General features: G+C 63.3%; 10 protein-coding genes. 2 read left to right on the forward strand and 8 right to left on the reverse strand.

What is annotated here, in order from left to right:
* Nucleotides 1-2: 2 nt before the first annotated feature.
* The 8 genes from D7325_RS07045 to pilG form a co-directional block, all read right to left on the reverse strand.
* The gene (locus D7325_RS07045; protein WP_120994841.1) at nucleotides 3-476 is read right to left on the reverse strand and encodes a chemotaxis protein CheW; all 474 of its coding nucleotides are present in this window, start codon (nucleotides 474-476) and stop codon (nucleotides 3-5) included.
* Complete coding sequence (locus D7325_RS07050; protein ID WP_120994842.1) at nucleotides 473-1,516, reverse strand: chemotaxis protein CheB; 1,044 nt, start codon at nucleotides 1,514-1,516, stop codon at nucleotides 473-475. The genes D7325_RS07045 and D7325_RS07050 overlap by 4 nt, the downstream gene beginning before the upstream one ends.
* Nucleotides 1,509-8,543: an Hpt domain-containing protein gene (locus tag D7325_RS07055; RefSeq protein ID WP_120994843.1), complete on the reverse strand. Its 7,035-nt coding sequence runs from the start codon at nucleotides 8,541-8,543 to the stop codon at nucleotides 1,509-1,511. The genes D7325_RS07050 and D7325_RS07055 overlap by 8 nt, the downstream gene beginning before the upstream one ends.
* Before the next feature lie 11 nt (nucleotides 8,544-8,554).
* Nucleotides 8,555-9,412: a CheR family methyltransferase gene (locus D7325_RS07060; protein ID WP_120994844.1), complete on the reverse strand. Its 858-nt coding sequence runs from the start codon at nucleotides 9,410-9,412 to the stop codon at nucleotides 8,555-8,557.
* Between the two features lie 51 nt (nucleotides 9,413-9,463).
* Nucleotides 9,464-11,551, reverse strand: a complete 2,088-nt coding sequence (locus D7325_RS07065; protein ID WP_120994845.1) for a methyl-accepting chemotaxis protein — start codon at nucleotides 11,549-11,551, stop codon at nucleotides 9,464-9,466.
* A gap of 68 nt (nucleotides 11,552-11,619) precedes the next feature.
* On the reverse strand, nucleotides 11,620-12,156 hold the full coding sequence (locus D7325_RS07070) for a chemotaxis protein CheW (protein WP_120994846.1): 537 nt from the start codon (nucleotides 12,154-12,156) through the stop codon (nucleotides 11,620-11,622).
* Between the two features lie 41 nt (nucleotides 12,157-12,197).
* Nucleotides 12,198-12,563 (reverse strand): twitching motility response regulator PilH, encoded by a 366-nt coding sequence (gene pilH, locus D7325_RS07075; RefSeq protein WP_120994847.1) that lies wholly within the window; start codon nucleotides 12,561-12,563, stop codon nucleotides 12,198-12,200.
* A 47-nt stretch (nucleotides 12,564-12,610) separates the two neighbouring features.
* The gene (gene pilG, locus D7325_RS07080) at nucleotides 12,611-13,018 is read right to left on the reverse strand and encodes a twitching motility response regulator PilG (RefSeq protein ID WP_120994848.1); all 408 of its coding nucleotides are present in this window, start codon (nucleotides 13,016-13,018) and stop codon (nucleotides 12,611-12,613) included.
* Nucleotides 13,019-13,243: 225 nt separating this feature from the next.
* Between pilG and gshB the strand changes: the two genes are divergently transcribed.
* Together gshB and D7325_RS07090 are read left to right on the forward strand one after the other, a co-directional pair.
* Nucleotides 13,244-14,203, forward strand: coding sequence for a glutathione synthase (gene gshB / locus D7325_RS07085; protein WP_120994849.1), 960 nt, complete (start codon nucleotides 13,244-13,246; stop codon nucleotides 14,201-14,203).
* A gap of 98 nt (nucleotides 14,204-14,301) precedes the next feature.
* Nucleotides 14,302-15,198: an energy transducer TonB gene (locus tag D7325_RS07090; RefSeq protein WP_120994850.1), complete on the forward strand. Its 897-nt coding sequence runs from the start codon at nucleotides 14,302-14,304 to the stop codon at nucleotides 15,196-15,198.
* Nucleotides 15,199-15,209: the final 11 nt, after the last annotated feature.

A 15,209-nucleotide genomic window follows, 5' to 3' on the forward strand; every position in this document is an offset into this window, starting at 1 on the left:
CGTCAGATGTAGCCGGCGCTCGCGAGCAGGTCCTCGAGAGCCATGAGGTCGGGGATCTTCGCCACCTGATCGTTGACCAGTACCGCCTCGCGTTCCAGCGCGCCCAAGGGCGCCTTGGCCCGTGCGAGGCTTTCATCGAGCCGCACGGAGCGCGGAATGCCCTGCACCACCATGGCGATGAACTTGACATGAGCACGACCGCCGAGCGCGTTGAGCACGGCGACGCGCGCCCCGCTGCCGATCGAGGGCTCGCCGCCCGCGGCCGCCTCGAACGACATCAGCGGCAAGTTAAGGTTGCGCCAAGCCACCTGCCCCAGCAGCCAGCGCGGCATGCCGGCTTCGGAAACCGGCGCCCGCAAGGGAATCAGCTCGGCCACCGCCGAGTTGGGCAGCAACAGGGTTCGATCCGCCAAGGGCAGCAGCAGGCCAGTCAGGTGCGAACGGGTGTCTTGCGGGGCAATGGCCGGCTGAGTCATTGGAAGCTCTCCGAAGATGCAGGTTGGGCAACGAGCTGGCTGGCCAGACGGTTCACCATCGCCCGCGCGAGCGCGCGCGGATCGCCGCTCAGTTGGCTGTGTCCGGCTTCACGCAGGGCATCGGGCATGCTCGCGCAGACACAGCTGTCGGCCTGCTGCGTCCAGATGGCGCCACCCTGGCGACGCACGTAGGCGGCGGCTGCGCTGCCGTCGGTGCCCATGCCACTGAAGGCGATGACACCGCAGTGGGCGCCGAAACGCTGCCCCAGGTTGAGCATCATCTGATCGATCGACGGACTGTAGGGCTCGGGCCAGGGCCGTCCCATCAATTGCAGCGAGCGGTCCTCGGTGAAGCGCAACTCCTGCGCGACCGGTACGACGACGACTTCCCCGCACCGGAGCGATTCGCCCTCGCGCGCCAGCTTCACCTGCCACTGGCTATGGCGGCCAACCGCCTGCGGCAGTGCGCTCTCGAAGCTCGCCTCGATGTGCTGGGCATAGAGAAAGGCAACCGGCAGACCGCCCGGCAATGCATCCAGGAAGGCCTTCACCGCCTCGGGGCCGCCCATCGACGCGGCAAGCAGCCAGACCTCTCGTGGCGCTTCGGCCAGCGGCTGGCCGGCCAGATTGGCGGGAAGTTCGATCCGTTCGGGTCGTTTCGCGTCCTTGAGCAGCACTTCGAGGCTAGGGCCGACCGCATCGCTCGGATCGCCAACCAGCCCCTTGAGCTTGCCGAACAGACGACGTTCCCAGCGCGGATAGTTTTCCGACAGGCGCTCGGGGGCGTGCCCTTCGCCGAACAAGACCGGGCATTCGGCACGCTCGAGCAGGCTGTCGACCAAGGGCGAATCCTCCGATTGAGCCAGGTCGACGAGCCACAGGTCGGCGCCGGCGGTCGCCAGATCCTCGATCGCGATGCGCTGCGGATCGCAGTTGAGGATCACCTCGTAACCATTGGACGTCAGCGCCTGCTGCAGCACATGGCGCTGTAACGAGGTATCGGCGATGACGCCGATACGAGCGGGGGCACGATCAATCATTGGCATGTACCAGTCGCTGAATAGCCTCCAGCAACACCGATTCCTGATAAGGCTTGCCCATGTATTCGTTGACGCCGATGGAGATCGCCCGCTCGCGGTGCTTCTCGCCGGTGCGCGAGGTGATCATGATTATGGGCAGGTTCTTCAGCCCCTCGTCGTGGCGCACCAGCGCCGCGACCTCAAAACCGTCCATCCGGGGCATCTCGATGTCGAGCAACATGACGTCGGGACGATGATCCTGCAGCAACTGGATGGCATCCACGCCATCCTTCGCCGTTACCACATTCATGCCGTTGCGCTCGAGCAAGCGGCTGGTGACCTTGCGCACCGTCACCGAATCGTCGACCACCATGGCCAGCACCGGCCGATCGGCCTCTTTCTCCGTGGCCGCGGTCGGCGCCTGCCCGATCGTCCGCACCTGAGGGGCCTGCAAGGTCTGCTGGCTGCGGATGGTCGCCAGCAGGTCGAGGATCACGACCACACGGCCGTCACCCAGGATCGTCGCCCCGGAAATGCCATGCACGCTGGCGAACTGGGCACCCAGGCTCTTCACCACGATCTCGCGCGAGCCGGCAAGGCTGTCTACCTGCACCGCCACGGCATGCTCGCTCGAGCGCACCAGGATGACGGGCAACGGCAGGCTCTGCCCGACCAGCTTCGGATGCTGGCCATTGTTGAGCAGGTCGCCGAGGTAGCGCAGCTCATAGGCCTCGCCGGCGTATTCGAAGCGCGGCGCGCCTGGCTGGTAGTAACTCTCCAGCTCGTAAGGCGAAACCCGCACGATACCCTCGATGGTGTTGAGCGGAATGGCGTAGAGATCGTCGCCGGAATAGACCATCAGTGCCCGGTTCACCGACACGGTGAAGGGCAACCGAATCGTGAAGCGTGTGCCTTGCCCAGGGGTGGACTCGATCTGCATCGAACCACCCAGCTGCTTCACTTCCGAGTGCACGACATCCATGCCCACGCCGCGCCCGGAAATCTGCGTGACACGTTCGGCCGTCGAGAACCCGGATTCGAGGATGAACTGCAACACCTCATGGTCGCTGAGCGGGCTATCCGGGCTCATCATTCCGCGATCGATGGCTTTGCGTCGCACGGCGTCGAGGTTGATGCCGGCCCCATCGTCGCTCATCACCAGGACGATATCGCCACCCTCGCGGCCGAGATCCAGCCGGATGGTGCCCTGTTCGGACTTGCCGGCCAGGCGGCGCTGATCCGCCAGCTCGATACCGTGATCGACCGCATTGCGCAGCATGTGCTCCAACGGCGCGACGATGCGTTCCAGGACTGTCCGATCCATTTCGCCATCGGCATTACCGACGATGAATTCGACCTGCTTGCCGAGCTCGGAAGCGACCTGGCGCACGATGCGTCGCAGGCGCGGCACCAGCCGATCGAACGGCACCATCCGGGTGCGCATCAGCCCTTCCTGCAATTCGGTATTGACCCGCGCCTGCTGCAACAGCAGCGTCTCGGCATCCCGGTTACGCGCCGACAGGGTCTCCTTCAGATCGAGCAGGTCGGATGCCGACTCGAACAAGGCGCGCGAGAGCTGTTGCAGCTGCGAATGACGGTCCATCTCCAGCGGATCGAACTCTTCGTAACCTGCCCGTTCCGCTTCGGCCTGGTAGCGGCTGAGGATCTGTGCCTGCGTTTCGATGTCCAGACGACGCAACTGGTCGCGGACCCGCTCGATCGTGGCCTCCATCTCGCTCAGCGTGAAACGCACATCGCTGACTTGCTGTTCTACCCGTCCGCGGAAAATGGACGTTTCGCCCGCCAGGTTGACCAGGCCTTCCAGAAGGTCGGCCGGCACCTTGACCAGTTCCTGCGGTGCCCGCCGGGCGGCGGCACTGAGGGCCGCCTCCTGGGCGCGCCGTACGAAAGGCAGGATCTTCGCAGGCGTCGCTTCGGCTCCCGTCTCGGCGCTGGCCGCCATGATGGGAAGGTTGAGCGGGCGAGGCGAAGCGGACGCGGCCTCAGCCGCCGGCTGGCCGGTCGGCTCGTCCTGCGGACTAGGCTGCGGCGCTTCCGGCTCGCCGACACCCTCCAGGCGCCCACTCAGCTCCTCGACGCTAGCCAGCAGCGCCGAATAGCCGTTGTTCAGGTCCACCTCGAGGCTTTCGGCAAAGGGAGCGCCGCGACCGTGCGCCTCGCTCAGCAGTTGCTCGAGATCATGAGCCATGTCGCCGAGCGCCCGCTGCCCTGCCAACCGCGCGCCGCCTTTCAGGGTGTGCAGGATTCGCAGCAGATCGGACAGGATCGGCCCCTTTTCATCCGTTGCGCTCCAACGCGCAAGGCTGGCGTCGAACTCGTCGAGCAGGTCGCCGGCCTCTTCGACGAAGATGTCGAGAATCTCCGCTTCGACGCTCGAGTCACGGGCGTCCTCGGCCTGCTTGAGCGACACCGCCGCCGGCGCACTGAGCTGTTGCTCGGGATTGAAGCGGAACCGACGAATGGCATCGATCAGGGCCCGCCCATCCGGAAGGGCCTTGTGGGCGCGCACGCAATCGAGCATGTCCGCGAGTCGGTCGTGGCAACCCTGCAGCAGCGAAAAGAGCGGCGTATCGGCCCGGAAGCGACCACCACAGAGGCCTTCGTAGAGCGACTCGAGCTCATGCGCCAGATCGCCGATCTCGCTGATCTCGGCCATTCTCGCGCCGCCCTTGAGCGTGTGCAGGTCGCGCTGGAGCGCCTCGAGTTCGATGCTGTTGTCGAGGTCGGTCATCCAGCGCGCCAGCGAGCCGCTCGCGCTTTCAAGAATGTCGGCCGCCTCTTCTAGGAAGATGTCTACCAGCTCGGGATCGCGCTCCAACTCATCGGCCGCGGCATCCACCGTCTCCCAATGAGCCTCCATCAACGGACGGGCCTCGGTTGGCTCGACCGCGTCGCGGCGATCGCCGTGCTCGATCGTCGTGCCGCCTGGCGGCAAGGCCGTATCAACCAACATGGCCTGTTGCGCTTCGTCCGGCTGAGGCGAATCATCGCCAGCGAAAACATCGGGAATTGATTCGATCTGGGCAACGCCGCCCGCACGAAAGGCCTGGATCGCTTCGATCAGGCGTTGCGCTGACGCCATCGGTCGATGGCCCTGCAACTGTTCCAGCTGCAACGCAAGCTGATCGTGGCTCCGTTGTAGCAGGCTGCCGAGTTCGGGGGACGGGCCGAAACGACGATCGACCAGCCCCTCGTAGAGCGACTCGAGCTCGTGCGCCAGATCGCCGATGGGCTGGACCAGCGCCATCCGCGCCCCGCCCTTGAGGGTGTGCAGATCGCGTTGCAAGCTGGACAGCGCCAACTCGTCGGTTGGCTCGACGAGCCAACGCTCCAATGCCTGACCGGCGCTGTCGAGCAGATCGACGGCCTCGTCCAGAAAGATGTCGACCATCTCGCTGTCCGCCGTATCGGGCACGCTCCCGACGGTTTCCTCGAGCAGGAGGGTTTCGGCGACAGGCCACGCCTCGGCTTCAAGGATCAGCTCGTCTTGAGAAATGTCATCGAGACCAAGCTCGATTTCGGCCGGCTCGTGCATCGTCGGCAAGGGCGACGGCTCGAGCGGAAGAACCTCTTCGCTGTCTACCTCGGCAAACAATGCTTCGAGACGCTCGACGACATCGAGCGCCGGCCCGACCTCCAGCCCCGCCGCGACCTGATCCATCATGCCGACGAGCGCTTCATGCCCCGCTTCTGCCTCGTCGAAGAACGTGCGGCTGATGGCCAGCCGGCCGTCCTGAGCGACGGAATAGAGCTTCAGCAGCGCCTGGCAGAGGGCGTCGACCTGCGGCAAGCCGGCCATCTGCGCGCCGAGGCCCAGTGTGGTCAACTCTTCCAGCAGGGCGGAAAGCTCCTGCCGGGCCTCGGGATGTTCGCGCCAGCTTTGCAGCAACCCTTCCGCATCGAGCAGGATGTTCATGCCCTCGGAGAGGAACAGCGAGATCATCCGTGGGTCACGCCCATCGTTGCCGTGCTCGAGGCCGTCGATCTGCTCGCCAACGCGTTCGGCATGAAGCGAGCGGACACGCTCGATCAACTCTGGCCCACCCTCGATGGGCTGGAGGGGATCGGTGTCGAGACGCTCAAGACCGGAGCGGAACGCCTGCTCGGCCTCATGCAGCAACTGGGCTGCCGCCAGGTCGAAGGGAATGTGATTGGCCTTGAACTCCTTGGCCATCTTCTCCAATGGCGTCGCGATCTCGGCCATCGGCAGTATGCCGGCCATATGAGCGCTGCCCTTCAACGTATGGAGGGCACGCTGCAGGGCATCGGTGACCGGTTGCGGCAGGGACTGCGCGCAATCGGCAAGAAAGGCGACCACGGTATCGAGATGGTTTTCCGCCTCGTTGCGGAAAATATCCAGCAGCTGCGGATCGAGAACTTCATGAGCGTTTCCGGCCTCGATCGACTCGATGATCGCCGGGGTCGGCACGGCCGCCTCGATGGCTGGCTCGTCGGCTGGCTCTTCGATTAGCGGCGCCTCGGTCGACCTGCACACCTGCTGCCCACGGGCCAGCGCATGGGCCCGGCAGGCCAGTTCGTCGGCATCGCCCCGCTGACGCTGCGCCTGTGCGGCGTAGTCCTCGACCAGCGACGGCACGAGCGCGTAGGCATCGGCTACGGCCTGTTGCACCGCATCGGTCGGCTGGATCGAGCGGTCGAGCACCCGATTGAGCAGGTTCTCGATCGACCAGGCCAGTTCGCCCACGATCAGCGCGCGGACCATTCGGCCACTGCCCTTGAGCGTATGGAAGGCACGCCGAATTTCGGTCAGCGCCTCCCCGTCGTCGCTGTCGGCCAGCCAGCGTGGCAGGTAGGTGCCGATCGTCTCCAGGACTTCCGCGGCTTCCTCGATGAACACTTCGGCGAGCTCTGCGTCGATCGGCTCTTCGTCCTCGGGCGGAGGAAGGAGGCTGATCGGCGCATCTTGTGCCGGCGGGTTGATCGCCTGTACAGGCGCGGCCATGACGTCATCGAGCGTCGGCTCGACCGGCATCACCGCCGCTGGCTCCTCACTGCGCGCTGGCAGCTCCACCTCAGGAAGCGCCAACTCTTCGATCCATGCCAGCGAGGGCTCAGCATCCAGCGCGGCGGCCTCGGCAAGCTCGAACGGTTCCGGCGCCTGAGCGAAGAGCGACTGCTCATCCGGCACGTCCATCTGCAGGTAGTCGATGTCATCCTCGACTTCGGCGAGCGGCGCAGGTACCCAGTCATCGTCGCCAAGCAGCGTCGGCTCGGCATCGAACGATGGCGTGACGTTCGAGTCGATGTCCTCGGTGATCGCATTCTCGTCGGTTGCCTCGACCGCAGCCGGCGCTTCTTCCGGACGGGCGTCTTCGCGGCGAGCCAAGGGATAGCCCAGCGCATCGAGGCTTTCTTCGGCGACGTCGAGGATCAGTTCGCCTTGCGCCACATGATCTTCGGCCAGTCGCTCGAGGTAATACTCGACGCTGGTGATGGCGTCGGCAAGGGTATCGAGGCTCTGCCAATCAGGAATGGCGTTATGCGCGAGCAGTTGCTCGACGATGTAGCGGTTGCAGGCTTCGAGCAAGGCGGCGGCACGCTCGAGCGGAATCATCGCCAATCCGCCACGGGCTTGGGTCAGCAGTTCCGGCACGCGTGCGAGGTGCTCGTGATTCCATTGCGAGGCGATGAATTCGATGATGGCGTCCTTGCCCTGCTCCAACGCCGTGCGCGCTTCGCGTATGACCAGTCGGTGAATCTGCCCGACGTCGGTGGTCGGCAGGCGGCTTTCTTCGCTGCCCTGATCATCGGACGGGCCGCCGGCCATGCCGGCCAACGTGGCTTCGACGTAGAGCAACGCACCTGCGATATCCATAAGGGCCGCATCCGTCGGTCGCTCGGAGCCACCGGCCAACGCCTGAACGACCGCCAGCTGATCGAGGATGATCTTGCGCGGCTGGCCGAATGCCAGAACGGCCAGCGTGTCGGCGATCTGCTTCAGCGGTACAGCCAGGCTGCCAAGGTCGGCCAGATTGCTCCGATCGCTACGGACGAACAGGTCCAGGCTGTCCTTGATGCGAACAAGTTCTTCGCACAGCGCCGCGACCACCGACCGCATCGCGCCGCGGTCGGGGCCGGCCATCCGGGCGCGCTCGTGGTCGACCGTTTCGGCATCGGGCAATGCTTCGTCGAGTCGGTACTTGCGCTTGAGTGCTTCGATCATGGGGCTTTGCCCCGGCGCCTTGGCGACATAGAAAAGCAGGTTCTTGATCAATTCGTCCGAGGCCGGACGGTTCATCGCCTCGAGCCCCTGGTCAACGAGGCGCTTGAGTTCCTTGTCGACCTCCCGAAGCAGGGTCCGCACCGAGGAGCCATTGACGATGGCGCCGCTGGCGATCCCCTCGACCACACCACTGGCGATTTCCCACAGAGGGGCCAGTGGCGCTTGGCGGCATAGCCCCTCGAGCCGCGCGAAGACACGGGCCATGTAGCCGAGATTCGTGGCCAGATCCTGATTGCGCACCACGCCCACCAGCGCCATTTGCAACATCTGGCGCAGCTTTCTCAGCAGTATGGGAAGCTCCGGCGAGCCAAGCGAAGCAAGAGACTCCGAGCTGAGCGCCGGCATGGCGGAGGACAAATCCGGCGAAAACAGGCTCGTCTCCGAGAGCAGTTTCTCGCCCCGCGCCGCTCGAAGATCGTTGAGCAGCGGCAGGACGATCATGGGCAGATCGCGACGGGCGCCCTGAATGCGATCGAGGTAGTTGGGAAGCTGCAGGATCGCCTGCATCAACACTTCCAGCGCTTCACCCTTATTCGCGACGCGTCCCTCGGCGAGCGCCCCGGCCAGCTGTTCCATTTCTTCGGCAAGCAGCGCGGCGCCATAGAACTCGACCATCTGCAGAGTGCCATGGACCTGATGGATGTAGGTCAGGCAGAAGCGAATCCGCGCAAGGTCCTCCGGGCTTTCGACGAAGGCCTCCAGCGACTGGCGCGCTTGACGTAGCGTCTCGGCGATTTCGCCCTTGACCCACTCCAGAGCGACATAATCATGCCGATCACTCATAGCGACTCCGCTCATACTGTTTCCCGGATAAAAGCGAGGACCTGATCGTCTTCGACCGGCCTCATTTCAGGGTGGCGCCAATCGACCACCTCGCCGACACCGATAACCAACACACCACCTGGGGCGAGGCGTTCGGCAAGGCGGTTGAGAATTTCACGCCGGCGCCAGCGCCGGAAATAAATCAGAAGGTTCTGGCAGAAGATGACGTCCATACCCGTCATTGGCGCCGACTCGAGCTCGAGCGCATTCAGCCGCGCAAAACACACCCGCTCCTTCAGCTCGGCTGCGACGGTCAATCTGCCGTGAGGGCCCGACTGGAAGTAACGACCTTGCAAGACCGGGCTGACTTCGACCAGTCGAGGCAGAGTGAAGCTACCGGCGCGCGCAGCCTCCAACGCACTGAGGCTGATGTCGGTCCCCGTCACGCCGAAGCGAATGGACTTGCCATGCGCCGCGATTGCCTCGGTTGCCGCAATCGCCAGCGAGTAGGCTTCCTCCCCGGTCGAACAGCCGAGACTCCAGAGCGACAGGAACCCTGTCTGGTCGAGACGGACCGTCAGATAGCGCTCGAGAAAATCAAATGATGGCCGGTGGCGGAAAAAACGCGTTTCCTGGACGGTCAGCCGATCGACCAGCGATGACCATTCGATCGCGCCGGCCCTGCCATCGGTGACCTTGCTGAAATAACTCCGGTAGTCCGGCACGTCGATTTCGCGCATGCGGGCCGACAGGCTGGCTTCAAGGAAGGTTCGGCGCTGTTCGGACACGACCAAGCCTGTCCGTTCTTCGACCAGCGATTGCCAGTCAGCGAATTCAGCGGGCGTTAATTCGACCAAGGGCTTGAGCGCCCAGGCACCCATTGCCTGCATGACCAGCCCTCACCTGTTCCTGCCGCGTCGAAGTTAACGCCGTACGACCAATCAGGCCTGCTCCACATCGGGCAGCGTGAAGCCCGACACCGACCGGCGCATCTCGCTCGCCATCTTGGCGAGGTTACCGATGCTTTTCGCGGTAGCGGTCGTGCCCGCCGAGGTCTGTGAGGTGATTTCCTGAATCACGTTCATGGTGTTAGAAATGTGGCCCGCGGACGAAGCCTGCTGACGTGCTGCGTTGGAAATGTTCTGGATCAAGGCCGCCAGTGTCTTCGATACTTTTTCGATCTCCTCCAGAGCGACCCCGGCGTCCTGCGCCAGGCGCGCACCGCGCACCACTTCGGTGGTGGTTTGCTCCATCGAGATCACCGCCTCGTTGGTATCGGTCTGAATGGTCTTTACCAGCGCTTCGATCTGCTTGGTAGCACCCGACGAACGTTCTGCAAGACGCTGGACCTCGTCCGCTACCACGGCGAAGCCACGGCCTGCATCGCCTGCCATGGACGCCTGGATGGCTGCGTTCAAGGCGAGGATGTTGGTCTGGTCGGCGATGTCGTTGATCAGGCTGACGATGTCACCGATCTCCTGCGACGATTCACCAAGTCGCTTGATCCGCTTGGACGTGTCCTGAATCTGCTCACGGATGTTGTCCATGCCGGTGATGGTGTTATGCACCACCTCGTTGCCTTTGTTCGCGATCGCAACGGAACGCTCTGCTACCGCCGAGGATTCCGAGGCGTTCGCCGACACCTGGTCAATGGAGACCGCCATTTCGTTGATCGCGGCGGAGGCGCCGGCAATTTCCTGGGCCTGGTGTTCGGACGCATCGGCCAGGTGCATGGCGGTGGCCTGGGTCTCTTGCGCGGCGGCCGCTACCTGAACCGCCGTCTGGTTGATCGTTTCGACGAGTTCGCGCAGCTGGTCGATCGAGTAGTTGATCGAGTCAGCGATGGCACCGGTGAAATCCTCCGTCACTGTCGCGGCAACCGTCAGGTCACCGTCCGCCAGGTCGGCGATCTCGTCGAGCAGTCGAAGAATCGCCGCCTGGTTCCGCTCGTTCTTTTCAGCGGTTTCGCTCAGACGCCGACGGGTTTCCTTCACCATGACCAGACCGATCAGGATGATCGAGGCCAGCGCCAGGGCGCCGAGCACGTAGCTGGCGAGCGTGTTGATGTAGCGGCTTTCGGCACGGGTGGCGAGCCCTGCGGCCAGCTCGGAGGTGTTATCGAGCAGGCTCTGCGAGACGGTGAATATGCTGTTAGCCGATTCACGGACCTGGAACAGCTCCGGGGAGGTTTCAAGGATCTCGTCCACGGCGCCGGCAACGAATTCGAACAGCTCGGCGATTTCGGTCAGACGATCGAGCGCTTCAGGATCGGTTACCCGCGTGATGCCCATGGCTTCGTTGCCTTCGCGCATGGCGGTCAGAACGCGGCCGAACAGGCTGGCGTCGCGACCGAACATATCGGCCGCCTGGACCGAATCCTGGTCACCTGCCAGCACCTTGTTCACCGAGCCGAGAATCCGCTCGGCCAGCAACGACTGACGCTGAGCAACCGACACCTGGGACGCCGGCGCACCGCTTTCAAGAAGAATGTCGACGACCTCTTCGTACTCGACCTGCAACTGCGGAACGGTTTCCGCCAGTGTCTCGGCGACTTCATGCAGCGACAGAACCGTCTGCTCGCTGGCAAGAATCGCATCGGTGTCCTTGCGCAGCTTGTCCCAGTCCAGCTGAACGGCCGCTACGTTGCGCGTGACGTCCCAATCCTGCTGACCCAGCAGATCACCCGCCTGGATCGCCTCGGCAGCCGCAGGCAGCCCGGTAGCGACGTTACCTTCGGTCAGATACCCCCAGCGCTCCTGGAAGTCGTCCCGAGCATCCTTCAGCGACGCAAACGCCTGCGGAGTACCGGCCGCCGCTTCGACGGCGTTCTTCGCCACCCGCTGGGACAGAACCCGAAGCTCACCGGCGTGGCTGATGTATTCGCTGTCATAGTTCGAATGCGTATTCACGTAAGCGAAGTTGACGAACAGCAAGACAATGGAGGCCAGGAGAAGCACGAACAGGCCAGCGATCAGCCGGTTGCTTCGGAAGCCGACCCAGAGGGTGTTGATGTCGAATGTCTTAGTCATTTGCGGCCCCCGCCTGGACCATCATCCATCTAATGCAACGAAGAAACGAAACCGGCTGCTTTAGCCGGTCAACAGGCTACGTCAAGAAATTCATGGTGCGCTGCGAGCGCATGAGGGCTGAATACTGCCCACTCGCGCTCCCGCTCGAAATGCCCATGCACGAATGGCATGACGCCACTTTCCATGGCCGGCACTTGCTCGCTGAACGCATCGATCGAGAAATGCTGCATCCCATAGACTTCATCCACGATGAGTCCGGCAAACACTTCATTGTGCTCGACCACCAGCACACGCCGCTGCTTGCGCAACGGAGACAGCTCGAGCCCGAAATAACCACAGAGATCCATGACCGGCAGCAGCCGGCCTCGCACATTGGCAACACCCTTCACCCAGGGCTTGACGCCTGGCAGAAGGGTATAGCGCGGCTCATGGAGCACTTCGCCCACCTCTCCCATGGGCGCCACGAAATACCGATCGCCCATACGAAAACCGATGCCACCCCACGTCTGCGCGATCTGCTGTTGTGATGGCAGGCCGGCGGCGAGAAGGCGGCATCGATTATCGACTTCCAGCAGGAGCTGAAAGGGTGATTGCTGTTCGGACATTTGGAGACCTGATCCTTTATCCGTAAAGGCGGCCCAACGATTCAACCAGCCAGAACGGACTTCAGCGTCTGAAGCAGAGTCGCTTCGTCGACCGGCTTGGTCAGGTAGTCTTTGGCGCCTTGACGCTTGCCCCAGACTTTATCGGTTTCCTGATCCTTGGTGGTCACGATGATCACCGGAATGTGACTGGTTTCCGCATCTTTGGTTAGCTGGCGCGTGGCCTGAAAGCCGTTCAGCCCCGGCATGACGATATCCATCAGTACCGCGTCCGGCTTTTCCTGACGTGCGATCGCAACGCCATCCGCACCGTTTTCAGCCTTCAGAACCTGATGCCCATGCTTTTCCAGCATGGCGGTGAGCTTGTACATCTCGGTCGGCGAGTCATCAACAATCAATACGCGAGCCATGTCTTTTCCCTATTTGGAGGCATCATCGACAGCAGAAGGGTGAAGCTTCACGAAGCATGCTCGACAGGAGCGAAGTCCGGGACGTGGGCCTTGATGGCCCCCAACAGCTCTTCCTTGCTGAACGGCTTCGTCAGGTACTGGTCAGAACCGACGATCCGCCCCTTGGCCTTGTCGAACAAGCCATCCTTCGATGAAAGCATGATGACCGGGGTCGACCGGAAGGCGCTGTTGTTCTTGATGAGCGCACACGTCTGATAGCCATCCAGTCGCGGCATCATGATGTCCACGAAGATGATGCCGGGATGGGTATCTGCGATCTTGGCGAGCGCATCGAAACCATCCACCGCCGTGATGACCTCGCAACCAACTTTTTTCAGCAAGGTTTCCGCGGTGCGACGAATCGTTTTCGAATCGTCGATCACCATGACCTTCAAGCCCTCGGAGTGCTGTTCCATTTCGCCCTACCATCGCCTCGGTGAGTCGTAGTTTTATCGTCATGTCAGTGCGCTAGAGGCCCTGCCACGGATGGGCTGCACCCAATCGCCGGGCCTTTTTAGCACACTCTTTATACACAGGCCATCTGCCGCCGAGCCCGCCATGATGCGCTTGACCACCCATCCAGCGGGCGCCAATCTGCGCCCCAGCCTTTCCTGTCGCCTGCATCGCCTACGGAGCTCAACATGACCATTCGCGTCGGGGTCATCATGGACCCAATCGCCCGGATCAATTTCAAGAAGGACAGCACGCTGGCCATGCTCTGGGCAGCCCAGGCCCGTGGTTGGTCCCTGCATTACATGGAGCTGAACGACATCTACCAGCTCGATGGGCAAGCGCGCGCACGGATGCGCCCTCTGACGACATACAAGGACCCTCAGCGATGGTTCGAGCTCGGTGACGAGACGGACGCCGCACTGGCCGACCTCGATGTCGTCCTCATGCGCAAAGACCCTCCCTTCAACAGCGAGTACGTATACGCCACTTATCTGCTGGAGCTTGCCGAAGCCGCCGGCACGCTGGTCGTCAACAGGCCGAGCAGCCTGCGCGACTGCAATGAAAAGCTGTTCGCGACCCGTTTTTCACAACTGATGTCGCCCACCCTGGTAAGCCGTAGAGCGGACATTCTGCGGGAGTTCGCCGCACAGCATCGTGACATCATTCTCAAACCCCTTGACGAGATGGGTGGCGCCTCGATCTTCCGCCACCGCGAAGGCGACCCGAATCTTTCGGTAATCCTGGAAACGCTCACGCTGCACGGCACGCGCCAGATCATGGCGCAACGCTACATTCCGGCGATCAGCGAGGGCGACAAGCGCATCCTGATGATTGATGGCGAGCCAATCCCCTATTGCCTGGCAAGAATCCCGGCGATCGGAGAAACACGCGGCAACCTGGCCGCCGGCGGCCGCGGGGTTCCGCAACCGCTGTCGGAGCGGGACCGCGAAATTGCAGCGGCCGTCGGCCCGTCGTTGCGTGAGCGGGGCCTGCTGTTCGTCGGACTGGACGTCATCGGCGACTACCTGACCGAGGTGAACGTCACCAGCCCAACCTGCATTCGCGAAATCGACGCTGCGTTCGACACGCGCATCGGCGAGCGGCTGATGGATGCGATCGCCGCCAAGTTGGGCTCGCGCGCCGGTTAGCCCCTCGCCATGACCAAGCAGCCAAAGGTGCCGCCTGGTTCATAGACTTTTGACGGCTCGATCGGCAGACTCCGCGCCATTGCAGTTGGCCTGAAGCGATGAACGCAGCGTCGAATTCCACTCCCACCGCCTCCCCCGCCGTCCGCCCTGTGGACCGGCTGGGGTTCACGCTGTTTCTCGCCGCCGTCTTGCACGCGGCGCTCATCCTGGGTGTCGGGTTCACGCTGACCGACCCGGAGCCGGCGACCAAATCGCTCGAGGTCACGCTCTCGACCTTCCGCAGCGAAGAAAAACCCAAGGAAGCGGACTTCTTGGCCCAGGACAATCAACAGGGCAGCGGCACGCTGGAACATGAGGCCACGCCAAAAACGACCGAGCAGGCCCCTTTTCACGACACCGAAGTACGGCAGGTGACACCGCCGTCGTCGCCGCCCCGCCAGGTCGAACCCGAAGCGCCGAGAAAGACCGTCGCAACACGCGCGCCCAAGGAACAGAAGACCCCGACCCAACAGCCGCAGAGCAAGCCTCAACCGGCGCCCCAGCCCCGCGCCGACTTCGACAGCTCCGAGCTCAGCGCGGAGATCGCCAGCCTCGAAGCGGAGCTGGCGAAGCAGCGCCAGGAATATGCCAAGCGGCCGCGGGTCAACCGCCAGAACAGCGCCGCGACGATGCGCGACATCAGTGCCTGGTACCGCGACCAATGGCGCAAGAAGGTCGAGCGCGTCGGCAACCTCAACTATCCCAGCGAAGCCCGGCGCAAGCAGATATACGGCAGCTTGCGCATGCTGGTGACCGTCAACCGGGACGGCACCGTGCACGAATTGCAGATCCTGGAGTCGTCCGGGCAACCGATTCTGGATGATGCAGCCATGCGCATCGTTCGACTGGCGGCACCGTTCGCACCCTTCACCGGCGAGCTTGCCGAGCGGTTCGACCAGGTCGAAATCATTCGCACCTGGCGCTTCGAGCGCGGCGATCGCCTGTCCAGCCAGTGATGGGCCAGCGG

Source organism: Stutzerimonas urumqiensis, from assembly GCF_003640395.1.
Taxonomy (GTDB): Bacteria; Pseudomonadota; Gammaproteobacteria; order Pseudomonadales; family Pseudomonadaceae; genus Stutzerimonas; species Stutzerimonas urumqiensis.